The following is a 26,797-nucleotide window of genomic DNA, read 5'->3' as shown; positions in this document are numbered from 1 at the left end:
GCACCCCCGAAAACGCGCACGCGCCGAGCAACCTGATGCGCCTTACCAGGAGGGTTTCGCCGGCAGAACAGTGCCCCAGGCAGCGTTAGTTCTTTAACCAGCCTCGGCCGCGAAGGGCAATCGCGTAGCGGCAAAAATCCACACTTCAGCCCTTCATGCGCTCGCGCCTCCGTTAAGCGCCTTACAGCGCCAGTTGCATCACCCCACGCATCGCCCGCAGGCCGCTCCGCAATAGATCGAAGCTCAACCATCGATCGTCTGACATATCCCAAACCCTCCAGCAAAGCTCGTCCAGCAAAGCTCGTCCAGCGAAGCTCGTCCAGCAAAGCTCGTCCAGCAAAGCTCGTCCAGCGAAGCTCGCAGAGACAGACGGTTTCAGCGAAATCAATCCATAGCAGTTCCCCATCCGGCACTTAAAAGTGTAGTTCACGGGCAATAATTTGCGTGTAGGATACTGTATAAATATACAGGTTTTTCTTGCGCTCAATGTCAGTCCCTACTATCCCTGCCGAAGAGATTCATCCGTCGCTCTGGCGAGCCTCGCAACTCGCGCGCGGGCGTGGGCGTACGGTCGATACAGGCTATCCGGCGCTATCCACAGAGTTGCCGGGGGGCGGTTGGCCAATCGGTGTATTGATCGATTTGCTGGTTCAGCAGGCGGGCGTCGGTGAAATGCGACTCTTGCAGCCAGCGCTCAGCTCGCTAGGCAATCAACCCATCGCGCTAGTCAAGCCGCCACACACCCCGGATACCTTGGGGCTGGGATATATCGGCCTGTCGCTTGATCGATTGCTGCAAATCAAAACTCCAAATACCTCCGATGCGCTCTGGTCTGCAGAGCAGATCCTGCGTGCCGGCAGTTGCGGCGCGCTGCTTCTATGGACGCAACACGCGCAGTCGTCATCGCTACGGCGTCTGCACCTGGCCGCTCAGTCATCCGAGACGCTGTTCATCATGGTCCGCCCACTCACTGCGGCCCCGGACTCATCGCCGGCTTCACTAAGGCTGGCATTACGCCCATCTGCAGAGGGGCTGATGGTCGATATCGTGAAACGACGAGGTCCAACACGCGCGGAGCCTTTGTCGATTTCCCTACAACCCACACCTGTCTTGCTTTCCCGCCATGCGCGTCTTTCTCGCCGTCCACTTGCCGAAGTTGTCCCTGGAAGTCTTCCGGCCGAGGTGGTTGCCTGAGCCGGCACACGGCAGTGCAGTGCTTGAGAAAGACAAGGTGATCATCGCGGACAGCGTAGCGCGTGAAGCCGGAGTGCGGCTTGGCATGAAGCGCGGTGGCGTAATCACGCTGTCACCGGAAACAGCCATGTACGAACGTGACGTCGCGCGCGAAGCCGCTGCGCAACGAGAAGTCGGCATGTCGTTGATGAAGTTCTCGCCTGATGTCGCGCTACTCGATGAGGCAACGGTGATCGTCGAAGTCGGCGCGAGTCTACGGCTTTTCGGCGGTCTGCTGTCGCTCTGCAGACAGGCGAAGGCGGTACTCGCCACGCTCGGTCTGACAGCGCGCATCAGTGCAGCGCCGACCGGGCAGGGGGCATGGCTGCTGGCTAAACATGGCAATCAGCGCGTCTTGCAACTCGTCTCGCTTGAACGCGTGCTGTCACCGTTGCCAATGTTCGCAGTGCCAGAAATCCGTCCTTTTGCCGACTGGTTCACCGGTCTTGGCTGCGAGACGATCGCTGATGCACGCCGTCTGCCGCGCGCCGGTTTGCAACGCCGTTGCGGTGAGCATCTGCTGGATTCGCTGGATCGCGCCTTCGGTACCGCCCCGGAACTGTTCGACTGGCTCGAATTGCCGCCCACATTTTCCGCGCGTATCGAATTGCCCGACCGTCTGGAGAACGCGGACGGTGCGGTGTTTGCCGCGCATCGCCTGATCGTGCAACTGTGCGGATGGTTGTGCGCGAAGCAACTGGCGGTAGCGGCGATCACCCTGTCTATCGAACATGAACGGGGCAGGCAAGCGCTTGCGCCGACGTTGATCGAGATCGCGCTGGGTGAGCCGACATGGCGCGAAGAGCATCTGTTGCGTCTTGTGAAGGAACGCTTGCATCGCGTAGAACTAGTGGCGCCGGCCATTGTCTTGCAGCTTGACGCATCGAAGGTCGAATCGGCCGTACCGGATACAGGCAGCCTGTTTCCCGAGCCCGGCGGTTCGCCCGAAGACCATGCGCGTCTGATTGAATTACTAATCGCGCGTGTTGGTGATGAAAACGTATTGCGTCCAGCGCCGACCGCGGATTACAGGCCGGAAGTCGCGAACCGCTGGGTACCGGTCAGGCAGGCAACGCAGAAGATCGTATTGCCCGAGAGTCTGCCGCGCCCGACATGGATGCTGGCCACGCCTGTGCGTCTGTTGATGCGGCAGCATCGGCCTTTCTATGGCTCATCGTTGCGGATGATGTCGCCAGGTGAGCGTATCGAAGCCGGCTGGTTCGACGGCGAACTCGTCACGCGTGATTATTTTGTCGCACAGGCGGAAGATCGTAGTTGTTACTGGATTTACCGCGAGCGCGTCAGCAGTCGCGACGCCGAAGAAGAACCGCGCTGGTTTCTTCACGGCCTGTTTGGATAACGCGCGATGGACACGACCCTGACCGCGCTGCCGGCGTACGCCGAGCTGTTCTGTTTTTCCAACTTCACGTTCCTGCACGGTGCGTCGCATGCGGAGGAACTCGCCGAGCGCGCAGCGCAACTGGGTTATGCGGGCCTCGCCGTCACGGACGAATGCTCGCTCGCCGGGGTCGTGCGGGCGCACGTCGCCGCGAAAGAAGTGGGTTTGCCGCTTGTCATTGGCTCGTACTTTCAGTTGCGCAATGCCGATGGCTCGCCCGCGTTCGGGCTGATTCTGCTCGCGCAGAACCGCGAGGGATACGGCAATCTGTCGGAGCTGATCACGCTTGCGCGAACCCGTGCGCCGAAGGGCGAATACCGGCTGACGCCGCACGATCTGTCGCGACCCGATCGCGACAACACACATCTACGCGGCATGCCCGATTGCCTCGCGATTCTGGTGCCGGCCTTTCCCGCCAAAGAGGAGTTGCTGGAAGCGCAAATCGAATGGCTCGACGAAACTTTCCCCGGGCGCGCGTGGGTCGGGCTCGTGCTGCATCAGCGGGCAATGGACGATATTCATCGCGGCGCGCTCGAGTATGTCGCGAATCGTCAGAATGTGCCGGTCGTCGCACTCGGCAATGTGGTGATGCATGTCCGTTCGCGCAAGCCGTTGCAGGACACAATGACAGCAATTCGTGTGGGCAGGCCGGTTCATGAGTGCGGTTACGATCTCGCACCGAATGCCGAACAGCATCTGCGCTCGCGGCTGCGTATTGCCAATCTTTACCCCGAGCCAACCGTACGCGAGACGATCAGCGTGCTCGGCCGCTGCACCTTTTCGCTTGAAGAGTTGCGCTACGAATACCCCGATGAACTCGTGCCCGAAGGTTTCACACCCACCGCGTATCTTCGTCATGAGACGTATATCGGGGCGCAGCGACGCTTTCCTTCCGGCATTCCGTATAACGTCCAGCAACAGATCGAACATGAACTCGCGCTCATCGCAGATCTGGAGTATGAACCGTACTTTTTAACGGTCTACGACATCGTTCGCTACGCGCGTAGCCGGAACATCCTGTGTCAGGGACGCGGCTCGGCCGCTAACTCGGCCGTGTGTTATTGCCTCGGCGTCACGGAGGTAGACCCTGCGCGCGGCAACATGCTATTCGAGCGTTTCATTTCCAAAGAGCGTGGCGAACCACCGGATATCGACGTTGATTTCGAGCATCAGCGACGCGAAGAAGTGATCCAGTACATCTACCGGAAATACGGCCGGGACCGCGCAGCAATTGCGGCAGCCGTGTCCACCTACCGTCCTCGTGGCGCGCTGCGTGAGACGGGTAAGGCGTTGGGGATCGATGCGCAGATTGTGGATGCGGTCGCGAAGTCGCATCATTGGTTCGACAACAGTCAGGATCTGCTGCAGCGTTTCCAGGAGTCCGGCCTCGATCCGGAAAAACCGTTGATTCAGGCCTGGGCGAAACTGGCTTCGCAATTGCTCAACTTTCCGCGGCATCTGTCGCAGCACTCCGGCGGCTTCGTGATCAGCCGCGGCAAGCTCACGCGTCTTGTGCCGGTGGAGAACGCGGCAATGGCGGATCGCTCGGTGATCGAATGGGATAAGGACGATCTCGAATCGCTTGGACTGCTAAAGATCGATGTGCTCGCGCTCGGCATGCTGTCGGCGATCCGGCGCACGCTCGATCTCGTTTACGAGCGGCGCGGCGAGCGCTTTGATATGCAGGACATTCCAGCGGAAGACGAAAAGACCTACGACATGATCTGCCGCGCTGACACCATCGGCGTTTTCCAGATTGAATCACGCGCGCAGATGAGCATGCTGCCGCGTTTGCTGCCGCGTGAGTTCTACGATCTCGTCATTGAAGTGGCGATCGTGCGTCCAGGTCCGATTCAGGGCGGTGCGGTGCATCCTTATCTGCGCCGGCGTCAGAAGCTTGAACCCGTCAACTATCCGAGCGACAAGTTGAAGATTGCGCTTGAACGCACGCTCGGCGTGCCGATCTTCCAGGAACAGGTGATGCAGGTGGCGATTCTCGCGGCCGGCTTCACACCCGGCGAAGCAGACCAGCTACGCCGGGCGATGGCTGCATGGAAGCGCAAGGGCGGTCTGGAGAAGTACTACGACCGCATCGTCAATGGAATGCAGGAGCGTGGCTACGAACGCAGCTTCGCGGAAGCGATCTTCGAACAGATCAAGGGCTTCGGCGAATACGGTTTTCCGGAGAGCCACGCGGCGAGTTTCGCGCTGCTCGTCTACGCAAGCAGCTGGTTGAAGTGCCACGAACCCGAGGCGTTTCTCGCGGCCATGCTCAACAGCCAGCCCATGGGTTTTTACTCGCCGTCGCAACTCGTGCAGGACGCGCAGCGGCATGACGTCAAGGTGTTGCCGGTCAATGTGACCATCAGCGGATGGGACTCGGCGCTTGAACCGATCGAAGGGGCCGCGCGGCCGGCGGTTCGTCTTGGGCTGTCGCTATTGCGCGGTATGAAGGATGGTGCTGCGGAGCGCATCGAGAATTCGCGCGCGGTGCGGCCGTTCACCAGCGTGCATGACCTGGCGCGCCGCGCACAACTCGATAGGCACGATCTGCACGTGCTGGCCGATGCGAATGCGCTGGCAGCGCTCGCGGGCAATCGCCGGGAGGCGTTGTGGCATTCGGTTGCTGCTGTGCCTGACAAGGACATGCTGGCCATTGCCGCCGTGCAGGACGAGACGCCGGAGTTGGGCGCGCCGTCGGAGGCCAATGATATCGTCGCGGACTACCGTTCGGTGGGGCTGACGCTTGGCCGTCATCCGCTTGAACTACTGCGGCCCCAACTGCTGGCCAACCGGCTAATGCCGGCTTCGACGCTGCGCAGCTATCCTGATGGACGCCTGGCGCGAGGGTGCGGAATCGTCACGGTCCGACAGCGGCCAGGTACGGCGAAAGGGGTGATCTTCGTGACACTCGAAGACGAGACGGGTAACGTCAATGTGATCGTGTGGCCGAGCCTGCTTGAAAGACAGCGCAAGGAGGTATTAGGCGCGTCGCTGCTTGCGGTATATGGCGTCTGGCAGTGTGAAGGCGAGGTGCGACACCTCGTTGCACAGCGACTGGTTGATCTGTCGCATCTGCTGGAGGGATTGCAGTCCACCAGCAGGGATTTTTGCTGAGTGGGTTTTTGCACTCAGCGGCCGCTTGAATTCAGATTGGCGGAGCGGTTCATGGCTCTCCGGCACAACGAGTAGGGCGGCCGTTCGGCCTAATGCCTTGTTAGTCACCCACTAACGCCTCGCCATGGAAATCTCGCCAGCACCTGGGGGATGGCGGTGTCAAACGGTGTGCGCCGGCCAATCCCGAGCGCCTCGAGGCGGCTCGAATCCAGATGGCAGTTGTGGGGCCGCGGCGTCGCATCAGTCGGCGTGTGCTGCGGCACGAGTTGCGCGTTGAATTGCAGTGCCTTGGCAAGACGCAACGCAATCTCATACTTCGTCATTGGCTGATCGCCTGACCATTGCACGATGCCATTGATCGCTTCACCGCGAGCAATGTGTTCGAGCAATTGACGAATGACGCAGGCGACATCGGGCGTAAACGTTGGATAGCGGATCGCCCACGCGTCCATGACAGCGGCTTTTGCGTCAGATGCAGTGCTCGCCGATGCGGCAATAGCCGGTACGAGGCTGGTCACGGCGGATTCTGTCCAATCCACGATCGGCCCATACAGCAGCGGCAAGCGCAGCACGCAGCCGCGTTCAGTTGTCTCAGTGAGCGCACGCTCGCCCTCAAGCTTGCTGCGGCCATACGCGTTAAGCGGCGACGGCTGTGCATCATGGCGATAAGGCGGGCGCGTGCCGTCGAACACATAGTCCGTGGAAATAGACAACACCCACGCACCGCGCCGTTTGGCCGCCTCGGCCACCGTGCGTACCGCATCGACGTTCAACGCGCGGGCAAGCGCCGGATCATGCTCGCAAACATCCGGACGACGCTCGGCGGCTGCGATGATCACAGCGTCCGGCGCCTCGCGTTCGATAAACCGCTCGACCGCCTGCGCATCGCGGATATCCAGTGCTCTCAGGCGCGGCCCGCTGCGCCGGAACGCCGTCGAGACCACCTGCCAGTCCGCGCGCTGCGCCAACTCTTCCAATTCTTCAACGAGGGCGCGTCCAAGCAATCCGGACGCGCCGATGATGGCAACCTTGAACATGCGCGAACCGGCGTCAGTGACCGGCCACGACCGTGTAACCGGCCTCATCGATGGCAGCCTTCAGTGCTTGCTCCGATTGCGTCGAGTCAACCGCGACGCGGCCGGTTGCGAGATCGATCTTGACCTGCGCCGCAGCGTCATGTTCGCGAATCGCGTTGGTCACGGCTGCGACGCAATGCTGGCAGCTCATGCCTTCTACCTGGAGTTCGATCGTCATTGAATTTGCCTCAAGAAAAAGTGAATGTTACCTAAGTTGAATTATGCCGGCCGGCACGCACCTGAGTGCTGACCTTCCCACGGTGGGAAGGTGTACGATCGACCGACTGACTGAGGAAATGGCTATGAACATCGGTGAAGCGGCCCGGGCATCGGGTGTCACAGCGAAGATGATTCGCTACTACGAAAGTGTCGGCTTGCTGAGCGCGAAAGCCCGCACGACAGCCGGATACCGGGTTTACGGACCGCAGGAAGTGCACTCGCTGCGCTTCATCCGTCAGGCGCGCCGGCTGGGATTCCTGGTCGAAGACATTCGCCGCCTGCTGGCGTTGTGGCAGGACCGTTCCCGTGCCAGCGCCGAGGTGAAAGCGATTGCCCTCGAGCACGTCGCGGACCTTGACCGCCGGATTGCTGAATTGACGGAGATGCGCGACACGCTGTCGCACCTTGCTGATCACTGCCACGGCGATGCGCGACCAGATTGCCCGATTATCGAAAGTCTCGCTGACACCGATGCTTCGACTACCGAGCATTGTCCTACCCACTGAAGACGGAGGGTGCAACCCGTCCTTTGAGGGTAACGCCTTGGGCAGGCAACTGCACCAACATGGTGCATAAGAATCGTCGGCATTTGCGCGAATCAGGTGAATCGGCTACTAATTTTATAAAAATCAGCGGTTTATTTAGCTGTTTCGAATGCACCATTCCAAAACGGAATGCACGCTATTCGAGCATTTCACTAGCAAGGTTGCACCATCGGCCTATAATGCGGGTTAACCCTTCATAAGGGAAATCCCTGATGTCTACCTCACCGGGGATTCATTTTTGATCCTTGGAGAACATCATGTTTGCATTGCTTCTTGAAAAACTGAGCATTTGGTTTGAAACCGCCGAACGTAGCCGCCGCGAGGCCTATCTGGCTTCTTCGTCGGACATCGTCCAGCTCGAACAGCGTATTCGCTCGCTCGAAACGAACGGCTACACGCTGTAAGCGTCCCAGAAGGACGTCTGATTAGCGGCGGCGCAGCCTGTCCCAAGGGACTTCGTTTAAAGGCGCGTGGTCGCAGTAGTAGAAGAGCGTAAGGCCCCGTATTGACGGGGCTTTGTCACATCTGGCGCCTGCGCTTTGTCTGCTGCCGGGCAATTGTCGTACGCAAAAGCAATCGCTTGCTTTCACGAACCGCTCAATAGGGACTAGCTTGAACGTTGCCACCGCGGTAAGGTAAAGCGTTTTTTGCGCAACCCGGCATTCTCATAACCAACCCGGTCCGCTCATGCTTCCAGTCCGTCTGATTCGCTCATTGAAGAGTGCTTTCGTGCCCGCGCTGTTTGCCACCGTCTCGATGACGGTAGCAGCGCCAACGGCGTTTGCCGATTCTTCCGGCGCGGGACAGCCGTTGATCCTTGATACGCAGCACGGCATCAGCGACGGCCATAGCGGTACCGTCCTGCAGACCGCGCCGCTGTCACACCAGCGCATCGTAGAAGCGCAGCCGATAGCCAGTCCTACTGAGCTGACGCCGAATTCCTCGACGCCGCTTATCGTCGCCCCCTACATCCAGTTGCCCGCTGGCGGTGGCACGCCTGCACCGCACCCAAAGCCGCAACCGCGTCCAGTGTCGCCGTCGCAGTAGTGGCGCGGCTGAGTCAACGATCTTCGCGGCAAGATCGTCCATCGGCGTTGAGCCGAGTGGTGCTTAATCCCCGCGATGCTCGACCTTGAACTGCGCGGCCTTGTCCTGTCCGAGTGCCTGAACCAGCCAGGGCATCGTTTCTTTGAGTGTTTTAGCCAGCGTGTAAGGCGGGTTCAGAATGAACATGCCGCTGCCGAACAGCCCAAAACCATCCGATGGCGGATTGCTCACGGTCAGCGTCACATGCACCCAGTTACGCTCCTGGAGCTTCTTCAACTGATCAGGGAAGCGCTGCGACTCAGGACGCGTCACCTGCGGATACCAGATCGCATAGGTGCCGGTCGCGAAGCGCTTCAGGCTTTCTTCGACGCACCTCAGCGTGCGTGAGTAATCGCGCTTGTCCTCGAATGACGGATCGACCAGCATCAACGCGCGCCGCGGCGGCGGCGGCAGCAATGCGTTCACGCCTTCGAACCCGTCACCTGCATAAAGCATGGCGCGACGGCCGGCATCGCGGAAATTGTGCTGCAAAACGTCGATTTCGGTGCTGTGCAGTTCGAACAGTCGCATACGATCCTGCTCGCGCATCAGCCGCCAGGCGAGATACGGCGAGCCGGGATAGAACCGCAGGTTGCCGTCCGCGTTGAGGGCGGCGACTTCGTCGACGTAGTCCGCCAGCATGGGCGGCAGGTCGGTACGACCCCACAGCTTGCCAATGCCAGTCTCAAATTCGCCGGTTTTGGTCGCGTAACCTTCTTTGAGTGAATAAACGCCCGCGCCCGCGTGCGTGTCGATGTACCAGTACCCCTTATCTTTCTGGGCGAGGTAGCGCAAGAGTTGCACAACGACGGCGTGCTTCAGGACGTCGGCGTGATTGCCTGCGTGAAAGGCGTGGCGGTAACTGAGCATGATCAGGTGAGACTCGAAAGAGGGCGTGCCGGTCGATGTGTTCCCCGCAGCCGGGGGCGTCCCGTGTGCAGATGTGCCGCGCTGCGCGACCGGTGTGCAGATGCAAGGTGGTCGCGTATTGTACGCGAGCCTGAGTCGCCTACCTGGCCAACTCAAGCCCGCTCACACTCAAGCACACGCGACCAGCAACGCGCGGGCTATCAAGGCTTACTGGTATGCGTCGCCAACGATCTCTTCGATCTTCAGCTTGATCTCCGGCGTGATCTTCGCGGCCACTTCCTGCGCTTTCATGTTTTCCGCAATCTGTTCAACCCGCGACGCGCCGGTGATAACCGTGCTGACGTGCGGATTCTTCAGGATCCACGCAATCGCCAGTTGGCCGACCGTGCAACCCAGTTCGTCTGCCAGACCACCGAGCTTGCCGACCACACCATTCTTTCCCGCATCGGTGACCTGCTTGCGCAGCCAGTCGTAGCCTTGCAGTTGAGCGCGGCTATCTGCCGGCACGCCGTCGCGGTACTTGCCCGTCAGCAGGCCCGACGCCAGCGGGCTCCACGTAGTCAGCCCAAGACCGATATCCTCGTACAGCCGCTTGTATTCCTGCTCGACGCGCTTGCGATGGAACAGGTTGTACTGCGGCTGCTCCATGACGGGCTTATGAAGGTGATGCCGTTCCGCGATATCGTAGGCCGCGCGGATCTCGTCGGCGCTCCATTCCGAGGTGCCCCAATAGAGCGCCTTGCCCCGCGCGATCATGTCGCTCATCGCCCAGACGGTTTCCTCGACCGGCGTATTCGGATCGGGGCGATGGCAGAACACCAGGTCCACATAGTCGAGTTGCAGACGCTGCAGCGACGCGTCAATGGCGTTGAGCAAATACTTGCGGTTGAGCGTGTGATACTGGTTTGGCGCTTCCTGCAGTCCCCAGAAGAATTTGGTAGACACCACATAGCTGATGCGCGGCCAGGCCAGTTCTTTCAGCGCCTGACCCATGATCTCCTCCGACTGGCCGCCAGCATAGACCTCGGCATTGTCGAAGAAGTTGACCCCGGCGTCCCGTGCGGCCGCCAGCGACTCGCGCGCCGCGCGGCGATCGACCTGGGTGCCGTAGGTTACCCAGGAACCAATGGATAATTCACTGACCTGGAGGCCAGAACGGCCGAGACGACGATAGTTCATTCATTTCTCCTTGCAAGATGATTGATGCAGCGGGCATCCATTCCTGTCGGCACTATCAGGCTGGAAAACAGACAGTTTAAAGAGATATAGGCAGATGCGCGATTTACCGCTACATGTCACGGGGTTCATGCACAATAGCAGGGTTGGCCGCAGTGCAGCATTCGTCTGGACGGCCTATGCCGTTTGGTCAGCTTCACGCCGCCTGCGCGTCGTGGTCTCATTGCTCATCAACTGTATGGAGGCTCTGGATGTCGTCACAGAACACGAATCTGAATGGCAAGGTCGCGGTGGTTACCGGCGCGGCAAGCGGAATCGGCAAGCAGATCGCGCTGACGTTGTCGGCAGCGGGCGCAGCCGTTGCGATCGCCGACCTGAATCAGGACGGCGCGAATGCCGTCGCTGAAGAGATCAAAAAGGCTGGCGGCAAGGCAATCGGGGTGGCGATGGACGTCACCAATGAAGACGCCGTCAATCAAGGTATCGACAAGGTCGCCGCGGAATTGGGCTCGGTCGACATTCTCATTTCAAACGCCGGCATCCAGATTGTCAATCCGATCGAGAACTACTCGTTTTCCGACTGGAAGAAGATGCAGGCCATTCACGTCGACGGTGCGTTCCTCACCACCAAGGCGGCGCTGAAGCACATGTACAAGGACGATCGCGGTGGCATCGTGATCTATATGGGTTCCGTGCACTCGCACGAAGCGTCGCCGCTCAAGTCGGCTTACGTCGCGGCCAAGCACGCGTTGCTGGGTCTTGCGCGCGTGCTGGCGAAGGAAGGCGCAAAGCACAACGTCCGCTCGCACGTCGTTTGCCCCGGCTTTGTGCGCACACCGCTGGTCGACAAACAGATTCCTGAGCAGGCCAAAGAACTCGGCATCAGCGAGGAAGATGTGATTCGCAACGTCATGCTCGGCGGTACTGTGGATGGCATTTTCACCACGGTTGAAGACGTCGCGCAGACCGTGTTGTTCCTCTCCACGTTCCCGAGCGCGGCATTGACGGGTCAGTCCTTCATTGTGAGTCACGGCTGGTTCATGCAATAAGGAGGCAGCCATGGCGCAACGCAATGTCAAGCAGGCGCGTGCCGGCACCTCCGATCTCGGGGATGGCGAGCACGCGGGTGCAGCGGCTGGCGTTCGCGCCAGCCACACTATCCAGTTGCCGCAGTACGAAACCATCGCGCTGATGCTGCAGGGCGGCGGTGCGCTAGGTGCCTACCAGGCCGGCGTGTACCAGGGGCTCGTTGAGGTTGGTATCCAGCCAAACTGGGTCGCCGGCATTTCGATCGGCGCGCTCAATACGGCGATCATTGCCGGCAATGCGCCGGAGCATCGTGTCGAACGGCTTCTCGAATTCTGGGAGACGATCTGTCAACCGGCCTTCGCGCCGCCGTTGCCGCCGTTTCTCGAACATGCGCTGTTCGATTCTTCCGACGCCGTACGTAAGGCCTTTACCGCGATGCAGGCCGCCGGTGCGATTGTTCAAGGGCAGAAGGGCTTCTTTGTCCCACGCTTTCCGCCGCCGTTGCCCACGGTCTCCGGGCCGCCGCAAAACGCCAGTTACTACGACACATCGCCCATGAAGGCGACGCTCGAAAAGCTGTGCGATTTCGATCGTATCAATTCGGGTGAAACGCGCGTCTCGGTCGGTGCAGTGAACATCGGTACTGGCAACTTCGCGTACTTCGACAACACGCGCATGAAACTTCGGCCGGAGCATTTCATTGCATCCGGCGCGTTGCCGCCGGGGTTCGGTGCGATGGAAATCGACGGTCAGTACTACTGGGATGGCGGATTGATGTCGAACACGCCGCTCTACGAGGTCGTGCAAACCACGCCCCGTCGCGACACGCTCGCGTTCCAGGTGGACCTGTGGAGTGCGATCGGACCCGTGCCGGACAATATCACCGACGTCCAGGGGCGCATGAAGGACATTCAGTACTCGAGCCGCACACGTCTCGTAACCGACATGCTGCAACGTTCGCAGCGCTTCAGGCATGTGTTGCGCGAGGTGCTGGAGCGGGTGGCACCCGAGCACCGCGATGATCCCTGGTGCAAGCTCGCCGACGATCTGTCCTGTTCGAAGCGCTATAACGTGATCCATCTGATCTACCGGCAGAAGGAGTACGAAGGGCATTTCAAGGACTTCCAGTTCGGCTTGTCCACCATGCGCGAACACTGGGAAAGCGGCCTGACCGATATCCAGGCATCGCTCGCGCAACCTGACTGGTTGGCTATGCCGGATAACGATTCGGGCTTCGTCACGCACGATATCCATCGCGATACGCGTTGACCGGGCGGCTTCGGCGAATTCACCGCGGCAATAAACAAAAACGGCACCCTTCGAACAAAGGGTGCCGTTTTTTTTGACTGCAAAGCCAAGGCAGCAAACCAGTGGCGCTAAGGCCGCACCGCCTACCGCGCAGCCTTACTTCAGAACATGAGCAATCGCGCTGGCCACAACATCGAGGTTGCGCGTGTTCAGCGCAGCCACGCAGATGCGGCCCGTGCTTACGGCGTAGATGCCGAATTCCTCGCGCAGCCGGTCAACTTGCGGCGCCGTCAGGCCCGAGTACGAGAACATGCCGCGCTGTGCGTTGACGAAGCTGAAGTCGCGGTCCACGCCGCTTGCCTTCAGACGTTCCACGAGGCCGTTGCGCATGGCGCGGATACGGTCGCGCATTTCGCCGAGTTCCGATTCCCACGTTGCGCGCAGTTCAGGCGAGCCGAGGACTGCTGCGACCACCGAGCCACCATGCGTCGGCGGGTTCGAATAGTTCGTGCGGATCACGCGCTTGAGTTGCGACAGCACGCGCCCAGCTTCTTCCTTGCTGCCGGTGATGATGGACAGCGCGCCGATGCGTTCGCCGTACAGCGAGAACGACTTCGAGAACGACGACGAGACGAACACGTTCAGTTCGGCCAGCGCGAACAGACGCACAGCCGCGGCGTCCGCTTCGATGTTGTCGCCAAAGCCCTGATAGGCGATGTCGAGGAACGGCACCAGCTGGCGGGCCTTCACGACTTCGACGATCTGCTGCCACTGGGCAGCCGTCAGATCGACGCCGGTCGGGTTGTGACAGCAGGCGTGCAATACCACCACCGTGCCAGCCGCATAGCCGTTGAGCGCTGCCAGCATGCCTTCAAAGTTCACGCCATGGGTCTGCGCTTCGTAGTACGGGTACGACACGACTTCAAAGCCGGCGCTTTCGAACAGCGCACGGTGGTTTTCCCAGCTCGGATCGCTGATGGCGACCTTGGAACCCGGGTTGACGCGCTTCAGGAAGTCAGCGCCGATCTTCAGTGCGCCCGTGCCGCCCAAGGCCTGCGCCGTCACCACGCGGCCCGCTGCGATCAGCGGCGAGTCGTTGCCGAGCAGCAGTTTCTGCACGGCCGCGTCGTAGGCGGCAATGCCTTCGATGGGCAGATAGCCGCGCGGCAGCGCCGCTTCAACACGAGCCTTTTCCGCTTCGCGCACGGCGCGCAGCAGCGGAATCTTGCCTTCTTCATTGAAGTACACGCCCACGCCAAGGTTAACCTTGGTGGTGCGTGCATCTGCATTGAAAGCTTCGTTCAGGCCCAGAATCGGGTCGCGGGGAGCAAGTTCGACGGCAGAGAACAGAGACATGATGGGTTCGGCAGTAGTGAAAAGAGGGACGGCTTCAGACAGGGCTGCGGCCCGGCAGTGTGGCCTGCACGGGCGTCCATGATCGGGTGGGCCGGATCCCGGACGGCAGCGGCGAGCGCAGCTTGCCATTGTAGCGAATCCTGGCGCGTTTTTCGGCGCGCCATGTCTACGGAATGGGATTATTTGCTTGAAAAACAGCGCTTTGGCACCAGTTTCAATGTACGCACGGAACTGACTTGTCCCATGCGGCGGCCCGGTTCAAAAGTCGGCGCGGCAGGCTGGCGCTGGTTTTTCAAGGCCTCCGCGGTCTGCTTTCGTTTCGCTTCAACTGCAGATATCCCCGCGCGCGGCCCGCCCGCAGCCCGCGTTTCCGCAAACCGCTAGAATAGTTCTTTGCCCGAGGCCCTGGTGCCGCACACATGTCCGAACATCATCTGACTGAAGTCAACGACGCTCTCGACGAGTCGAAATTCGTGACGTTCGAAGGCTCGCCGTTCCAGCTTTACCAGCCCTATCTGCCCGCCGGCGATCAACCCACGGCCATTGAAACGCTCGTCGAAGGTGTCGAAGACGGTCTGATGTTCCAGACGCTGCTCGGCGTAACCGGCTCCGGCAAGACCTTTACGATGGCCAATACCATCGCCCGGCTCGGCCGTCCGGCCATCGTGTTTGCGCCGAACAAGACGCTCGCGGCGCAGCTTTACTCGGAATTCCGCGAGTTCTTTCCGCGCAACGCGGTTGAGTACTTTGTCTCGTACTACGACTACTACCAGCCTGAGGCCTACGTGCCGCAGCGCGACCTGTTCATCGAGAAGGACTCATCGATCAACGAGCACATCGAGCAGATGCGCCTGTCCGCGACCAAGAGTCTGATGGAGCGGCGCGATGTGGTGATCGTTGCGACGGTGTCGGCGATTTACGGTATCGGCAATCCGTCTGAATATCATAAGATGATTCTGACGCTGCGCACGGGCGACAAGCTTGGCCAGCGCGACATCATTGCGCGCCTGATTGCCATGCAGTACAGCCGCAACGAGACCGAGTTCCAGCGTGGCACCTTTCGTGTGCGCGGCGACACGATCGACATTTTCCCGGCGGAACATGCGGAAATGGCGGTGCGACTCGAATTGTTCGACGACGAAGTGGAGACGCTGCAGTTGTTCGATCCGCTCACCGGACGTGTGCGTCAGAAGATTCCACGCTTTACCGTGTATCCGTCGTCGCACTATGTGACGCCGCGCGATACCGTGATGCGTGCAGTCGAAACGATCAAGGCCGAGCTGCGCGACCGGCTCGAGTTTTTCTATCAGGGCGGCAAGCTGGTGGAGGCGCAACGCCTCGAGCAGCGCACCCGTTTTGATCTGGAAATGTTGCAGGAACTCGGGTTCTGCAAGGGCATCGAGAACTACTCGCGGCACTTTTCGGGCGCGGCGCCCGGTGAGCCGCCGCCGACGCTCGTCGACTATCTGCCGAGCGACGCATTGATGCTGCTCGACGAATCGCACGTGCTGATCGGCCAGTTGAACGGCATGTACAACGGCGACCGCGCGCGTAAGGAGAATCTCGTCGATTACGGTTTCCGGCTGCCGTCGGCGCTGGATAACCGGCCGCTCAAGTTCAATGAGTTCGAGCGCAAGATGCGCCAGGTGGTGTTCGTGTCGGCGACCCCCGCTGACTACGAGAAGAAAACGGCAGCGCAGGTGGCCGAGCAACTGGTTCGTCCTACTGGCCTCGTCGACCCGGAGATCGAGGTGCGTCCGGCGCGCACCCAGGTCGACGATGTGCTCTCCGAGATCAACGAGCGCGTGAAGGCGGGCGACCGCGTGCTGGTCACGGTGCTCACCAAGCGCATGGCCGAGCAGTTGACCGAGTTTCTCGCCGATCACGGCGTCAAGGTGCGTTACCTGCACAGCGATATCGACACGGTCGAGCGGGTCGAGATCATCCGTGATTTGCGCCTTGGAACCTTCGACGTGCTGGTGGGGATCAACCTGCTGCGTGAGGGGCTGGATATTCCTGAAGTGTCGCTCGTGGCGATTCTCGACTCGGACAAGGAAGGTTTCCTGCGTGCTGAGCGCTCGCTGATCCAGACAATCGGCCGCGCTGCCCGTAACGTAAACGGCCGGGCCATTCTGTACGCGGACCGCATCACGGATTCGATGCGCCGCGCGATCGACGAAACCGAGCGGCGCCGCGCGAAACAGATCGCCTTCAACCTGGAAATGGGGATCACGCCGCGCGGCGTGGTCAAGCGCATCAAGGACATCATCGACGGCGTCTACAACGTCGACGAGGCTCGTGCCGAACTTAAGGAGCAGCAACAGCGCGCCAAGTTCGAGGATATGTCCGAGAAGCAGTTGTCCAAGGAACTCAAGCGCCTTGAGAAGCAGATGATGGAGCACGCCAAGAACCTCGAATTCGAGAAGGCGGCCCAGACGCGCGACCAGCTCGCGCTGCTACGCGAGCGCGTGTTCGGTGCGAACGTCGGCGATCACCTGACCGGCACGAACTGAGACTGGGCTGAGGGGGCTGAAGGGGCCTCTCTTCAGCCCGGCGTCCAGCAGAAGCGTCAATACGGGTCCAAGGGCCGGCCGAGCCCCACCTCCAGACCGAACTCAAGCCCCAGCCCCAGCTTTCAATCTGACCCCCACGCACACCATTCTGTAATCTATATCCGACGTTCTCGTCGGAATGATCCTCCAACGCTTGATCTCGAAAAACGCCCTGTCCTGCAAGGGTTTTGCCGCGGGTCCATTTGTCCTTGGCTTCGAAGAATGATAAACTCGTCCCAATATTGAGAATAGTTCGCATTAGCGTTAGTAATTAATTGAAATCGTATTGAAGGGAATGAAGTGGCCATTTCCATCGGCTTGTCGTCGTCTCAGTCTTCCAAAAAACAAGGAGTTTCAATGCGCATCTCTTCATTTCTGCGCGGTGGCGTGGTCGCCATCGCTGCGGCTGCGGCGGTTTCGGCAATGGCCGCTGAATATCCAATCGGCAAGCAACAGATTCAAGGCGGCATGGAAATCGGCGCGGTTTATCTGCAGCCAATCTCGATGCAGCCGGAAGGCATGATGCGCAAGGCATCGGATTCGGACGTCCACCTCGAAGCCGACATTCACGCCGTCAAAAACAACCCGACCGGTTTTGCCGAAGGCGACTGGATGCCGTACCTGCAAGTCGGGTATGAACTGACGAAGGCCGGTTCAACCCAGACGCAAAAGGGCGACATGATGGCCATGGTCGCCGACGACGGCCCGCACTACGGCGATAACGTCAAGCTGCAAGGCCCGGGGAAATATCACCTGAAGCTCTTCATTGCACCGCCGATGCAAACCGGCCACATGGCATTCGGCCGTCACGTCGACAAGGAAACGGGCGTAGGCCCCTGGTTCAAGCCGTTCACGCTCGAGTACGACTTCACGTACGCCGGCATCGGCAAGAAGGGCGGGTATTGATCGCGGCAGTCAACGACGGGGTGCCGCGTGATTCCCGCCTCACATTCGGGCGCGGAGCGCGTGCGAACCCCTCCCGCCTGCCGCAAGCCGACGACGCAAGAAGGCGCAACAACACTCGCCGTGTTTTCTGGAGTGCCCAATGAGAATCAACCGAAAGATCGCAATCCTCGCCATGACGACTTCGCTCGTCGGCGTCGCGCATGCGGCCGACCTGCCGACCTTCAAGCTCGAAATGACGGATGGCAAGCTCAATCCGGCACGCCTTGAAGTGCCTGCTGGGCAGCGCATCAAGATCGAAGTGCGCAACACGGGCAAGGGCGCGGCCGAGTTCGAAAGCGTGCAGTTGCGCAAAGAGAAAGTGCTGGCGCCGGGTGCGGACTCGTTTGTGGTGATCGCGCCGCTGTCGCCGGGCGAGTACAAGTTTTTCGACGACTTTCACCAGCAGGCGCAGGGTGTGATCGTCGCGAAGTAGTCAAGGCAGTCATCAACGCAGAACTGGGCGGGGCGCAGGCACACGCGCTCCGCCCAAGCTGTAGGAGAAGTTCGATGGGTCAGGTGTTGTTCGTCGTATGGCGGGAGAGCGTCGAGGCGCTGCTGGTCGTCGGCATCCTGTATGCGTGGTTAAAGAACGGTGACGAGGATGCACAGCGCGGTTTGCCGTATCTGTGGGCGGGCGTCGCGGTGGGAATCCTTGCTGCGATCGCGCTCGGTGCGGCGCTGGTCGGCTTTACCGAGGTGTTGTCCGGCGACGCCCAGGACTATTTCCAGACCGCGATGGTGTTGGTAGCCTGCGTCCTGATCGTGCAGATGGTGCTGTGGATGAAGCAGCATGGCCGCACCCTCAAGCGCGACATGGAACAGTCGCTGCAAAAGAGCACCCGTGATTCGAACTGGTGGGGCATTGCGTTACTGGTCGCGCTGGCCATTGCGCGTGAGGGCAGCGAGACGGTGATCTTCCTGTACGGCCTCGGCTTCGGCCAGTCGGGCCACGTGGACCCGAGCCAGATGCTGGCCGTAGTGATTGGCCTCGGCCTCGCGTTCTTGACGTTTTACGTGCTGCAACTCGGCGGCAAGTTCTTCTCGTGGCGGCTCTTCTTCCGCGTCACCGAAATCATGCTGCTGTTCCTCGGCGCGGGTCTGTTCCAGACTGGCGTCGACAAGCTGATCGACAAGGAAATCCTGCCCACGCTCGTCGATCAACTCTGGAACACCTCAGCGCTACTCGACGACTCGAGCACTTTCGGTTCGCTCGTCGCCACGCTGACCGGCTATCGCGCGCATCCGGCGCTGATGAATCTGATCGCTTACGCGGTGTATTGGGCCGTCGTCTATCTGCTGGTGCGGCGCGCCAACCGCAAGCCCGCGCAGCAGGCCGCAGGGCGCGCGGCATGAACGAAGTGCTGAACCGCTCCGCCCGTCGCCCTGGCCGGCTTGCGGTAGCGGGCCAGTGGATGCAGCGTCACGGCGCGGCGATTCGCGGCATCCAGTGGGTGGTGGTGGCCGTGTACGCGTTGCTGATCCTGGTGCCGGCGTTCACGCCGCTACCTGATGACACGGCGCACCTGTGGAACAACCTGACACTCGCCGCGCAGTTCGTGTTCTGGGGCATCTGGTGGCCGTTTGTGCTGCTGTCGATGGTGATGCTTGGCCGTGTGTGGTGCGGCGTGCTGTGTCCGGAGGGCGCGCTCGCCGAGTTTGCCAGCAAGTACGGCCGCGGATGGGCAATTCCACGCTGGATGCGCTGGGGAGGTTGGCCATTCGTCGCCTTCGGCCTAACCACCATTTACGGCCAGATGGTGAGCGTCTACCAGTATCCGAAGGCCGTGCTGCTGGTGCTGGGCGGGTCGACCTTCGCCGCGATGATCATCGGTTTGCTCTACGGACGCGAGAAGCGCGTCTGGTGCAAATACCTGTGTCCCGTGAACGGGGTTTTTTCGCTTCTGGCGCGGCTTGCGCCGTTTCACTACAAGGTCGACGAAGACGCGTGGCGCCGCTCATACAAAGAAGGCGAGCATGGTCATCGCGTGGTTCCAATCAACTGCGCGCCACTCGTGCCACTGCGCAACATGAAGGGCGCCTCGTCCTGTCATATGTGCGGGCGTTGTAGCGGTCACCGTGATGCGATCGCGTTGACCTGGCGCGCGCCGTCGAGAGAGGTGGTCGAACTCGGTGATCGACAGGCGAGCGCCTGGGACACGGCGCTGATTCTGTACGGCCTGCTTGGTATCGCAATCGGCGCATTTCACTGGAGCGCCTCGCCATGGTTTATCGATCTGAAGATGTTCCTCGCGACATGGCTGGTCGATCGCGACATCACGTGGCCGCTCGCCACCAACGCACCGTGGTTTCTCTTCACGCATTACCCTGAGCAGAACGATGTTTTTTCGTGGCTCGACGGCTCGATGGTGATCGGCTATATCCTCGCCACGGGACTCGTCTACGGTACGGCGCTGCTGGTGCTGCTGATTGGCGCCACGCGCACGCTAGGCCGGTTTAACACGGTGCGGCTGCATCATCTGACACAGGGGCTGATTCCGCTTGCGGGCGCGGGCGTGTTTCTCGGGCTGTCGGCTACGACGCTGTCTCTGCTGCGCGCGGAACATGTGCCGTTGTGGTGGGCGTCGGATTTGCGCATTGCGATTCTGTGCGTCGCTAACTTGTGGAGCGCCTGGCTTGCGTGGCTCGTCACGCGGCGTTACAGCGCGCGGCTTTTCCAGCGCGGCCTTGCGATGGTATGGTTTGTCACCGCCCTTGCGGTCGTCGATAGTGCGTGGTGGCTCATGTTCTGGGGCTGGACGCGTTAGAGGCGTGTTGAGTTCAAGAAACAACGAGGCTGCCTGTGAGAAACAAACCTGCACTGACCGACGAAGACGTCAAGAAAATGGCCGCCGCTGCCGAAGCGCACGCGGCAGCCAACCAGTGGCATGTGACTGTCGCGATCTTCGACGACGGCGGTCATCTGCTGCATCTGCACCGCATGGACGGAACCGCCCCAAGCACCGTCGAGATGGCAATGGGCAAGGGCCGCACGGCCGTGCTCGGACGACGCGAAACCAAGGTCTACGAAGACATCGTCAAGAATGGCCGCACGGCGTTCCTGAGCGCCCCGCTGGTGGCAATGGTGGAGGGTGGGGTGCCGATCGTATATGAAGGCGAAGTGATCGGCTCTATCGGCGTGTCCGGTGTGAAATCGGAGCAGGATGCTGCCGTTGCACGGGCGGGCATCGCCGCGCTAGGGATCGCCTAAAAGACATAAAAGCCGTGGGATGTCACCATCCACACGGCTTCGTCTAACTTCGCATTAAGCTGCTTGCGACACGCGGTATCGCGCATGTCCGCATTGGGTGAGAACCAAAAAAAGCGGCCTGGCTTGCTGCGACGGCTGGCTTGGTGTCTGCACGAAGGGGTCTAGATCTCGCGTGCAAGCCGTCGTGGCTGGCTAATGCCCAACACCTCTCTGGGAGGTGGTCCCCACAATACCCGGTACGTCTGTCGTTACTTCGTCAGAATCAGTTTGCCCAGCCGTGTGGCGCGCAACTGGTACGTCTCGCCGTTATGCTCGATGCTCACATGGCTGCGCCCTTGCAGCAACGAATCGCTGCGCACGGTCGGCGCGGAACTCGTCTCCGCCGTGCGGCTGCGTTCCGCCACCGGCCTGACTGCGGTTGCCGTCGTGCTGGCTTTCGGACGGCTGGTCAGCGCGGCAGCAGAGCGGCGCAGGCTAAGCGTGGAAGAGCGCGTGAGGTCGGTCATTCGTTCCATCGGTTGTTCGATTCGATGGAGTGATTCTAAATGATAATCGTTCCCATTTACAAGCTTAAATATTCATCGGTTTGCCGTTCTGATAGCTGTTTGTAGGGTGGGGCGTCTCGGCTCAGTGCAACGCGCCGGGCTCTTTGCCAGCGTGCACGAACTGGCGAATCAACCGAACCGTGTCGATATCGGACTCGCGGTAGGCCGATTTGACGATTTCCTGGGTCTGGCGCGCATCCTTGTCGTCTGAGACGGGCAGGGTGGTGCTGTACTCAAAGCGCAGGAACAACTGCAGTTCATCGGGTTGTTCGATCGACATGGTCAGCGATCCGCCCACATACGTTTCAGTGGCAAGGATGTCGTAGCGCACGCTTTGATCCGGCGTCAGCGTGACGCGGTCGCGCACAGAGACTTGCCCGTAGTGCAGTTCACGCTCGAGCGTGCTCTCCGTGCGCGAGAGAATCGTGCACGAGTCGAGTCCCAGCACGAACAGTTGCGGCTGTTCGGCGCGCAGCACCAGTCCCTCCCACAACTCCGCGCGGGTCATGGTGTCGACAAAGGGATTCAACGGATCGTTGATCTGGATAAGGTGTTCGAAATTCAAAACGACAGCTTCCTTTCAAAGAGAACGCCAGGCCGCCAGGATTCCTGCTTTCGTGGAGGGTGGCGCGAAGCGGCAATCAGGCGACTGTAAGCCCCGTCCGGATCGAGATCGAATTCGTCAGGATCTTGTGGACGGGGCACGCGTTGGCAATTTGCAAAAGTCGTTCCCGCTGTTCATCGCTCAGATCGCCCTCGAGGACGATGTGACGGTCGATGGTCGACCCTTCGTCACGGGTTTCGATGGACATTGCGACGCGCACATCCGCCAGAGCCCAGCCCTTGCGCTGCGCATACATTTTCAACGTGATCGATGTGCAGGCGCCGAGGCTCGACATCAGCAGTGTCACCGGGTCGGGACCGCGATCGCCACCACCGAGCGATTCCGGTTCATCGGCAATCCATGTGTGTTTGCCGTCGTCGAGAAGAACCTGAAAATTCGTCGAACCGATGTGGGCGGTGGTGGTGGACTCTGCCATGCGCGCTCCTGAACAGGGACGGTTTCGCCGCGTGCGTAGCATTCGTTGCGGCGCACGCGGCCTGAGCCGCTATTGTGAACGAATTCGTCCCGCTTCGCGCCGCATGGTTTCGCCTGGTGCAGCGCATTGCACGCTGCACGTCATACGTTGCACGCTACCTCAATACTTCAATGCGGCGACCTCAATGCGTGATTTGCCCCATCCGCCCCGCCTGGTAGTCGGTTACGGCCTGGCGGATTTCGTCCTCTGTGTTCATCACGAACGGGCCGTAGCGCACTACGGGTTCCTTCAACGGCACGCCGCCCAGCAACAGCAGGTCGAGCGGTTCGTCGCCGGCCGCGAGCGTGATCGTATCGCCGTCGTTGTTGAACACCACCATCTGCTGCGCACTAACTTCACGACGCGCCTCGCCGTACAGGCCTTTGCCCGATAGTCCGTAAGCAAACACACGGTAATTGGGCGGCACTGGATGAACGATCGTTGCACCCGGCTGCAAAGTGAAATGCTGAAACAGGATTGGCGTGCGCGTTTCAATGGCTGCCTTCACGCCCAGTGCTTCGCCTGCAATTACCTTCACGCGGACGTTGCCGTCTTCGGACGTGGCGACCGGAATCTGCGCGGACCGCATGTCCTGGTAGCGCGGCGCGATCATTTTGTCGCTGCGCGGCAGGTTCACCCATAGTTGCAAGCCGTGCACGCGGCCACCCGTACGGACGAATTCCGGATCAGGCATTTCACTGTGGACCACACCCGCGCCTGCTGTCATCCACTGCACGTCACCGGCGTTCAGCGTGCCCGAATGACCCGCTGAATCTTTGTGGCCGAATTGTCCTTCCAGCGCATAGGTGACCGTCTCGAAGCCCCGGTGCGGATGATCGGGCGCGCCCTTGGCTTCACCGGGCGCGTAGTCGACCGGGCCCATTTCGTCGAGCAGCAGAAACGGGTCGAAGTCCATCAGCAAGCGGGTCGGAAACGGGCGGTGGACGATAAAGCCGCCACCTTCGGTCGTTCGAATCGCGGGATACGTGCGTTCGATCGTGCGTGTCGTGCTCATCAAAAGTCACCTTGAAAAATGGGGAATAGCGTTATTTCTGAAACATAGGGCTATTATAGGGACCGTTTTTAGAGGTGCCAGCCACCGTCACGCAATGGATTGTTCTATTCATGGAACGATGAGATGAAGATCGATTCGCATAATCTGAACGACCTGATGTACTTTTCTCAGGTCGTCGAGCACGGCGGCTTTTCCGCGGCGGAGCGGGTGCTCGGCATCTCGAAGTCCCGTCTGTCGCGGCGTTTGACTGAACTGGAGGCGTCGCTCGGAGTGCGCCTGCTGCAGCGCTCCACCCGCAAGCTTGCGCTGACCGAAGCGGGCCAGCTGTTTTACCAGCACTGTCAGGCCATGTTGACTGAAGCGCAGGCGGCTGTGAACGTTGTTCAACAATTGCGCTCGTCGCCGCGCGGTACGGTGCGGGTGAGTGTGCCGGTCACCATCTCGCAGACGCTGATGTCGCAGATTCTGCCGGAATTCATGCATCGCTACCCGGAAGTGCGCGTCGTGATGCGCGTGACGAACCGCGTTGTGGATCTGTTCGAAGATTCAATTGATGTGGCGTTGCGAATCCGCTCGGAGCCGCCGGAAAACGCCAATATCGTCGTGCGGCCGTTGTGGCGCACGCAGCAGATGCTGGTCGGTGCGCCGAGCCTGTTACAGCAGAACGCGCCGCCGCTCTTGCCTACCGACCTGGACCGCTTCGAGACGCTCGATACCCCCACCAGCGATGGCCGTCACGTGTTCCAGTTGATTTCACCTGATGGCATGCGTCATTCGCTGGAACATGAGCCGCGCCTGGTGAGCGCCGATCTGATGACGATTCGCGAAGCGGTGCTGGCGGGTGTAGGCATCGCGGCGCTGCCGGAGATGATGTACGGCGCGGCGTTGCGTGCCGGACAGCTTTCGCCGGTGATGCCGGGCTGGACCTTGCCTTCGCCGCAACTCTACGCAGTGTTCGTTTCGCGGCAGGGCATGGTGCCTGCGGTGCGCACGTTCGTCGACTATCTGGTGGAAATGCTGGACCCCGATACGGGCAAGCACATCATCGGTGAATGCCCGACGGCTGAAGAAAAACGTAAGACCGAACAGAGCATTCCCGCGCACGCGACCGTTTAAGCTCCAGGCGTATTGTCTGAATGTTCGTGGGAAGGGTCCAGGCAGCGATCGACTCACACGTAAACCCGGGTACGTCATATCGTTTTGGCATTTAAGCGCGGCCTGCGATGAGTACTTTCAATCGGCGTTTGCTTGAATGCGCGCGCTGCTGGGCTTATAGTGAAATCCCTCCGCTAAGGAGTCTCTTATGCGGAAACACATGGCCGCTATCATAGCGGGCCTGTCAGGGCTGATCGCGCTGTCCGTGTCGACCACGGCTGTCGCATGTGGAGTCGCTCGCTACTCATCCGATGGCAAGCGATCTCGCCGCCCGAAGGCGCCGAGTGCGCACAAAAAAAGGCCTTCATCCGACGATGAAGGCCTTTTACTTTTAGCCCCTGAAACAAGGGGTTTTCTGTGTCTTTCGGATCGCGCTAGTGACCGGTGGGCCGAGTCACGAAGCCAATCTTGGTGAGGCCGCCGGCCTGCGCCGCCGACATCACATCAGCCACCTTTTCATACGCGACCTTGCGATCAGCATTCAGATGCAATTCCGGTTGTGGGTTAGCTTGCGCGGCCTGCGCAATCTTTGCACGCAATGCGTCATCGCTGACTTTCTGGTCATCCCACGTCACATTGCCTTCAGCATCGATTGAAACATTGACCTGAACCGGCTTGGTTTCTTCTTTCTGACTGCTGGCGTGCGGCAGATCGATTTTCACCGCGTGACGGATCACGGGTATCGTCACCATGAAGACGATCAGGAGAACCAACATGACGTCGACGAGCGGCGTCATGTTGATCTCGTTCATCAGGCCGTCGTCATCGTCGCTGGCGAAGGGGCTCATTGCCATCGGAGTGCCTCGCTGATCAGTGGGCGCGGGTGGCGAGGCGCAAGCCATCGCCGCGCTTCGATGACGACAGGCGTGCGCCGGTCACGAAGAACGCGTGCAAGCCGTGTGCGAAACGGTTCAACTTCGTGACGAGTGCTTTATTGGCGCGAGTCAGTGCGTTGTAGCCGAGCACGGCGGGGATCGCGACGAACAGACCAAACGCGGTCATGATCAGCGCTTCGCCGACCGGGCCCGCGACCTGGTCAATCGAGCTCTGACCGCTGGCGCCAATCGCGAGCAACGCGTGATAGATGCCCCAGACCGTGCCGAACAGGCCGACAAACGGCGCCGTGCTGCCGATGGAAGCGAGGATGGCAAGGCCGCTTTGCATCCGCGCCACGCTGTCATCCATGGTGTCTTTCAGGCAGCGCGTCACCCAGTCCGACACGTCCATACGGTCATGCAGATGCGGTTGCGTCTGATGATGGTGATCCGCGGCTTCCTGGCCCGACAGCGCGAGTGCGAGGAACGGGTTGTCCTGCGGGGTAGAACTGCCGGCGCCGAGTTTGTTCACGCCGTCGTTGAGGTCGTCAGAATGCCAGAACGCCTGCTCGGCATTCTTCGTCAGGCGCTTCAGGCGCATCACGTTCCAGGCCTTGATGACGATCACGCTCCACGACAACACCGACATGATCAGCAGCGCGAGCGCGATACCGCGCGTCACGAAATCCCCTTGCGCCCAGACATGCGCCAATCCGTAGTTCTGCATTGCTATTCCTTTTTGAAAATCTGTTTCAGTCTTTCAGGCCGAAGTTATACGGTTGCGTATACGCTGCCCGGACCGGTTCGCCGTTTTCCATGTAGGGCTTGCATGTACTGGCCCGGACGGCGTCAAGTGCCGCCTCGTCCAGCCGGTCATAGCCGCTGCTCTTTTTCAGTGCGATGTTTTCGAGCTTGCCAGTAAGACCCACCACGAAACTTACGGAGGCCGTGCCGATTTCACCTCGGCGTCGCGAGATGGCCGGGTAGTCCGGCGTCAGCATGTTGCATTCAACATGCGAGACGTTCTTGGGCGCCGCGATTTCCATGGTCTGACGGCCGATGGCGGGCGCCGCTGGAGCGGCCGGTGCGGCGGGGGCAGCGGGCGGAGTCGGGTCGGCTGCGGCAGGGG

27 protein-coding genes are annotated in these 26,797 nt (G+C 60.5%); 15 read left to right on the top strand and 12 right to left on the bottom strand.

What is annotated here, in order from left to right; all coding sequences use genetic code 11:
* Nucleotides 1-486: 486 nt before the first annotated feature.
* Genes imuA through WCA85_RS07290 form a run of 3 tightly spaced genes read left to right on the top strand, consistent with a single transcriptional unit; the run spans nt 487 to nt 5,749 of the window.
* A complete protein-coding gene (imuA, locus tag WCA85_RS07300) occupies nt 487-1,194 on the top strand; it encodes a translesion DNA synthesis-associated protein ImuA (RefSeq protein ID WP_424062500.1) in 708 nt (235 codons plus the stop codon).
* Nucleotides 1,124-2,593 (top strand): Y-family DNA polymerase, encoded by a 1,470-nt coding sequence (locus WCA85_RS07295; RefSeq protein ID WP_424062499.1) that lies wholly within the window; start codon nt 1,124-1,126, stop codon nt 2,591-2,593. Before imuA ends, WCA85_RS07295 begins: the two co-directional genes overlap by 71 nt.
* A gap of 6 nt (nt 2,594-2,599) precedes the next feature.
* Complete coding sequence (locus WCA85_RS07290; protein WP_424062498.1) at nt 2,600-5,749, top strand: error-prone DNA polymerase; 3,150 nt, start codon at nt 2,600-2,602, stop codon at nt 5,747-5,749.
* Between the two features lie 104 nt (nt 5,750-5,853).
* On the opposite strand, the gene WCA85_RS07285 is transcribed toward WCA85_RS07290, so the two are convergent.
* A complete protein-coding gene (locus WCA85_RS07285; RefSeq protein ID WP_424062497.1) occupies nt 5,854-6,786 on the bottom strand; it encodes a dTDP-4-dehydrorhamnose reductase family protein in 933 nt (310 codons plus the stop codon).
* Between the two features lie 13 nt (nt 6,787-6,799).
* Nucleotides 6,800-7,003, bottom strand: coding sequence for a heavy-metal-associated domain-containing protein (locus tag WCA85_RS07280; protein WP_424062496.1), 204 nt, complete (start codon nt 7,001-7,003; stop codon nt 6,800-6,802).
* A gap of 124 nt (nt 7,004-7,127) precedes the next feature.
* Between WCA85_RS07280 and cueR the strand changes: the two genes are divergently transcribed.
* From cueR to WCA85_RS07265, 3 genes are all read left to right on the top strand, one after another.
* A complete protein-coding gene (gene cueR / locus WCA85_RS07275; protein ID WP_424062495.1) occupies nt 7,128-7,550 on the top strand; it encodes a Cu(I)-responsive transcriptional regulator in 423 nt (140 codons plus the stop codon).
* 296 nt (nt 7,551-7,846) lie between these two features.
* A complete protein-coding gene (locus WCA85_RS07270; protein ID WP_424062494.1) occupies nt 7,847-7,993 on the top strand; it encodes a DUF3563 family protein in 147 nt (48 codons plus the stop codon).
* A 283-nt stretch (nt 7,994-8,276) separates the two neighbouring features.
* A complete protein-coding gene (locus WCA85_RS07265; protein ID WP_424062493.1) occupies nt 8,277-8,636 on the top strand; it encodes a hypothetical protein in 360 nt (119 codons plus the stop codon).
* A gap of 63 nt (nt 8,637-8,699) precedes the next feature.
* Here WCA85_RS07265 and WCA85_RS07260 read toward each other — a convergent pair whose 3' ends face one another.
* Both WCA85_RS07260 and WCA85_RS07255 read right to left on the bottom strand, forming a co-directional pair.
* Nucleotides 8,700-9,545: a 23S rRNA (adenine(2030)-N(6))-methyltransferase RlmJ gene (locus WCA85_RS07260; RefSeq protein WP_424062492.1), complete on the bottom strand. Its 846-nt coding sequence runs from the start codon at nt 9,543-9,545 to the stop codon at nt 8,700-8,702.
* A 207-nt stretch (nt 9,546-9,752) separates the two neighbouring features.
* Nucleotides 9,753-10,724 carry a potassium channel beta subunit family protein gene (locus WCA85_RS07255; protein ID WP_424062491.1) on the bottom strand — a complete coding sequence of 324 codons (972 nt, stop codon included), beginning with the start codon at nt 10,722-10,724 and terminating at the stop codon, nt 9,753-9,755.
* Nucleotides 10,725-10,972: 248 nt separating this feature from the next.
* On the opposite strand from WCA85_RS07255, the gene WCA85_RS07250 reads away from it, so the two are divergent.
* Nucleotides 10,973-11,770, top strand: coding sequence for a 3-hydroxybutyrate dehydrogenase (locus WCA85_RS07250; protein WP_424062490.1), 798 nt, complete (start codon nt 10,973-10,975; stop codon nt 11,768-11,770).
* A 10-nt stretch (nt 11,771-11,780) separates the two neighbouring features.
* Complete coding sequence (locus tag WCA85_RS07245) at nt 11,781-13,019, top strand: DUF3734 domain-containing protein (protein ID WP_424062489.1); 1,239 nt, start codon at nt 11,781-11,783, stop codon at nt 13,017-13,019.
* A 135-nt stretch (nt 13,020-13,154) separates the two neighbouring features.
* On the opposite strand, the gene WCA85_RS07240 is transcribed toward WCA85_RS07245, so the two are convergent.
* Entirely contained in the window at nt 13,155-14,354 is a 1,200-nt protein-coding gene (locus WCA85_RS07240) for an amino acid aminotransferase (protein WP_424062488.1), read from the bottom strand.
* A 419-nt stretch (nt 14,355-14,773) separates the two neighbouring features.
* Here WCA85_RS07240 and uvrB point away from each other — a divergent pair, with 419 nt between their 5' ends.
* From uvrB to WCA85_RS07210, 6 genes are all read left to right on the top strand, one after another.
* Nucleotides 14,774-16,867, top strand: coding sequence for an excinuclease ABC subunit UvrB (gene uvrB / locus WCA85_RS07235; RefSeq protein WP_424062487.1), 2,094 nt, complete (start codon nt 14,774-14,776; stop codon nt 16,865-16,867).
* A gap of 396 nt (nt 16,868-17,263) precedes the next feature.
* Entirely contained in the window at nt 17,264-17,812 is a 549-nt protein-coding gene (locus WCA85_RS07230; protein ID WP_424062486.1) for an iron transporter, read from the top strand.
* A 139-nt stretch (nt 17,813-17,951) separates the two neighbouring features.
* Nucleotides 17,952-18,284, top strand: coding sequence for a cupredoxin domain-containing protein (locus WCA85_RS07225; RefSeq protein ID WP_424062485.1), 333 nt, complete (start codon nt 17,952-17,954; stop codon nt 18,282-18,284).
* A gap of 74 nt (nt 18,285-18,358) precedes the next feature.
* On the top strand, nt 18,359-19,204 hold the full coding sequence (locus WCA85_RS07220; protein WP_424062484.1) for an FTR1 family iron permease: 846 nt from the start codon (nt 18,359-18,361) through the stop codon (nt 19,202-19,204).
* Nucleotides 19,201-20,616, top strand: coding sequence for a 4Fe-4S binding protein (locus WCA85_RS07215; RefSeq protein WP_424062483.1), 1,416 nt, complete (start codon nt 19,201-19,203; stop codon nt 20,614-20,616). Before WCA85_RS07220 ends, WCA85_RS07215 begins: the two co-directional genes overlap by 4 nt.
* Before the next feature lie 35 nt (nt 20,617-20,651).
* A complete protein-coding gene (locus WCA85_RS07210; protein WP_424062482.1) occupies nt 20,652-21,059 on the top strand; it encodes a GlcG/HbpS family heme-binding protein in 408 nt (135 codons plus the stop codon).
* Between the two features lie 248 nt (nt 21,060-21,307).
* Here WCA85_RS07210 and hemP read toward each other — a convergent pair whose 3' ends face one another.
* The 4 genes from hemP to WCA85_RS07190 form a co-directional block, all read right to left on the bottom strand.
* The gene (gene hemP / locus WCA85_RS07205; protein ID WP_424062501.1) at nt 21,308-21,565 is read right to left on the bottom strand and encodes a hemin uptake protein HemP; all 258 of its coding nucleotides are present in this window, start codon (nt 21,563-21,565) and stop codon (nt 21,308-21,310) included.
* A gap of 121 nt (nt 21,566-21,686) precedes the next feature.
* Entirely contained in the window at nt 21,687-22,169 is a 483-nt protein-coding gene (locus WCA85_RS07200; protein WP_424062481.1) for an SRPBCC family protein, read from the bottom strand.
* Between the two features lie 76 nt (nt 22,170-22,245).
* The gene (locus tag WCA85_RS07195) at nt 22,246-22,644 is read right to left on the bottom strand and encodes an OsmC family protein (RefSeq protein WP_424062480.1); all 399 of its coding nucleotides are present in this window, start codon (nt 22,642-22,644) and stop codon (nt 22,246-22,248) included.
* A 181-nt stretch (nt 22,645-22,825) separates the two neighbouring features.
* Nucleotides 22,826-23,698, bottom strand: coding sequence for a pirin family protein (locus WCA85_RS07190; protein WP_424062479.1), 873 nt, complete (start codon nt 23,696-23,698; stop codon nt 22,826-22,828).
* Between the two features lie 123 nt (nt 23,699-23,821).
* Here WCA85_RS07190 and WCA85_RS07185 point away from each other — a divergent pair, with 123 nt between their 5' ends.
* Nucleotides 23,822-24,814 (top strand): LysR family transcriptional regulator, encoded by a 993-nt coding sequence (locus WCA85_RS07185; protein WP_424062478.1) that lies wholly within the window; start codon nt 23,822-23,824, stop codon nt 24,812-24,814.
* Between the two features lie 413 nt (nt 24,815-25,227).
* Here WCA85_RS07185 and WCA85_RS07180 read toward each other — a convergent pair whose 3' ends face one another.
* The 3 genes from WCA85_RS07180 to WCA85_RS07170 all read right to left on the bottom strand — a co-directional run.
* Entirely contained in the window at nt 25,228-25,647 is a 420-nt protein-coding gene (locus tag WCA85_RS07180; protein ID WP_424062477.1) for an ExbD/TolR family protein, read from the bottom strand.
* 16 nt (nt 25,648-25,663) lie between these two features.
* On the bottom strand, nt 25,664-26,395 hold the full coding sequence (locus WCA85_RS07175) for a MotA/TolQ/ExbB proton channel family protein (RefSeq protein WP_424062476.1): 732 nt from the start codon (nt 26,393-26,395) through the stop codon (nt 25,664-25,666).
* A 25-nt stretch (nt 26,396-26,420) separates the two neighbouring features.
* Nucleotides 26,421-26,797 (bottom strand): energy transducer TonB (locus WCA85_RS07170; protein WP_424062475.1); only part of this gene is annotated, 377 nt, incomplete at its 5' end.

The sequence above is a fragment of the Paraburkholderia sp. genome (assembly GCF_049581445.1).
GTDB lineage: Bacteria > Pseudomonadota > Gammaproteobacteria > Burkholderiales > Burkholderiaceae > Paraburkholderia.
This window is presented reverse-complemented; position numbering and strand designations above follow the sequence as displayed.

Excerpts from the sequence above, each read along its gene's own strand:
- imuA (WP_424062500.1), top strand. The coding sequence starts at position 487 with ATGTCAGTCCCTACTATCCCTGCCGAAGAGATTCATCCGTCGCTCTGG.
- WCA85_RS07295 (WP_424062499.1), top strand. The coding sequence starts at position 1,124 with ATGCGCGTCTTTCTCGCCGTCCACTTGCCGAAGTTGTCCCTGGAAGTC.
- WCA85_RS07290 (WP_424062498.1), top strand. The coding sequence starts at position 2,600 with ATGGACACGACCCTGACCGCGCTGCCGGCGTACGCCGAGCTGTTCTGT.
- WCA85_RS07285 (WP_424062497.1), bottom strand. The coding sequence starts at position 6,786 with ATGTTCAAGGTTGCCATCATCGGCGCGTCCGGATTGCTTGGACGCGCC.
- WCA85_RS07280 (WP_424062496.1), bottom strand. The coding sequence starts at position 7,003 with ATGACGATCGAACTCCAGGTAGAAGGCATGAGCTGCCAGCATTGCGTC.
- cueR (WP_424062495.1), top strand. The coding sequence starts at position 7,128 with ATGAACATCGGTGAAGCGGCCCGGGCATCGGGTGTCACAGCGAAGATG.
- WCA85_RS07270 (WP_424062494.1), top strand. The coding sequence starts at position 7,847 with ATGTTTGCATTGCTTCTTGAAAAACTGAGCATTTGGTTTGAAACCGCC.
- WCA85_RS07265 (WP_424062493.1), top strand. The coding sequence starts at position 8,277 with ATGCTTCCAGTCCGTCTGATTCGCTCATTGAAGAGTGCTTTCGTGCCC.
- WCA85_RS07260 (WP_424062492.1), bottom strand. The coding sequence starts at position 9,545 with ATGCTCAGTTACCGCCACGCCTTTCACGCAGGCAATCACGCCGACGTC.
- WCA85_RS07255 (WP_424062491.1), bottom strand. The coding sequence starts at position 10,724 with ATGAACTATCGTCGTCTCGGCCGTTCTGGCCTCCAGGTCAGTGAATTA.
- WCA85_RS07250 (WP_424062490.1), top strand. The coding sequence starts at position 10,973 with ATGTCGTCACAGAACACGAATCTGAATGGCAAGGTCGCGGTGGTTACC.
- WCA85_RS07245 (WP_424062489.1), top strand. The coding sequence starts at position 11,781 with ATGGCGCAACGCAATGTCAAGCAGGCGCGTGCCGGCACCTCCGATCTC.
- WCA85_RS07240 (WP_424062488.1), bottom strand. The coding sequence starts at position 14,354 with ATGTCTCTGTTCTCTGCCGTCGAACTTGCTCCCCGCGACCCGATTCTG.
- uvrB (WP_424062487.1), top strand. The coding sequence starts at position 14,774 with ATGTCCGAACATCATCTGACTGAAGTCAACGACGCTCTCGACGAGTCG.
- WCA85_RS07230 (WP_424062486.1), top strand. The coding sequence starts at position 17,264 with ATGCGCATCTCTTCATTTCTGCGCGGTGGCGTGGTCGCCATCGCTGCG.
- WCA85_RS07225 (WP_424062485.1), top strand. The coding sequence starts at position 17,952 with ATGAGAATCAACCGAAAGATCGCAATCCTCGCCATGACGACTTCGCTC.
- WCA85_RS07220 (WP_424062484.1), top strand. The coding sequence starts at position 18,359 with ATGGGTCAGGTGTTGTTCGTCGTATGGCGGGAGAGCGTCGAGGCGCTG.
- WCA85_RS07215 (WP_424062483.1), top strand. The coding sequence starts at position 19,201 with ATGAACGAAGTGCTGAACCGCTCCGCCCGTCGCCCTGGCCGGCTTGCG.
- hemP (WP_424062501.1), bottom strand. The coding sequence starts at position 21,565 with ATGACCGACCTCACGCGCTCTTCCACGCTTAGCCTGCGCCGCTCTGCT.
- WCA85_RS07195 (WP_424062480.1), bottom strand. The coding sequence starts at position 22,644 with ATGGCAGAGTCCACCACCACCGCCCACATCGGTTCGACGAATTTTCAG.
- WCA85_RS07190 (WP_424062479.1), bottom strand. The coding sequence starts at position 23,698 with ATGAGCACGACACGCACGATCGAACGCACGTATCCCGCGATTCGAACG.
- WCA85_RS07185 (WP_424062478.1), top strand. The coding sequence starts at position 23,822 with ATGAAGATCGATTCGCATAATCTGAACGACCTGATGTACTTTTCTCAG.
- WCA85_RS07180 (WP_424062477.1), bottom strand. The coding sequence starts at position 25,647 with ATGGCAATGAGCCCCTTCGCCAGCGACGATGACGACGGCCTGATGAAC.
- WCA85_RS07175 (WP_424062476.1), bottom strand. The coding sequence starts at position 26,395 with ATGCAGAACTACGGATTGGCGCATGTCTGGGCGCAAGGGGATTTCGTG.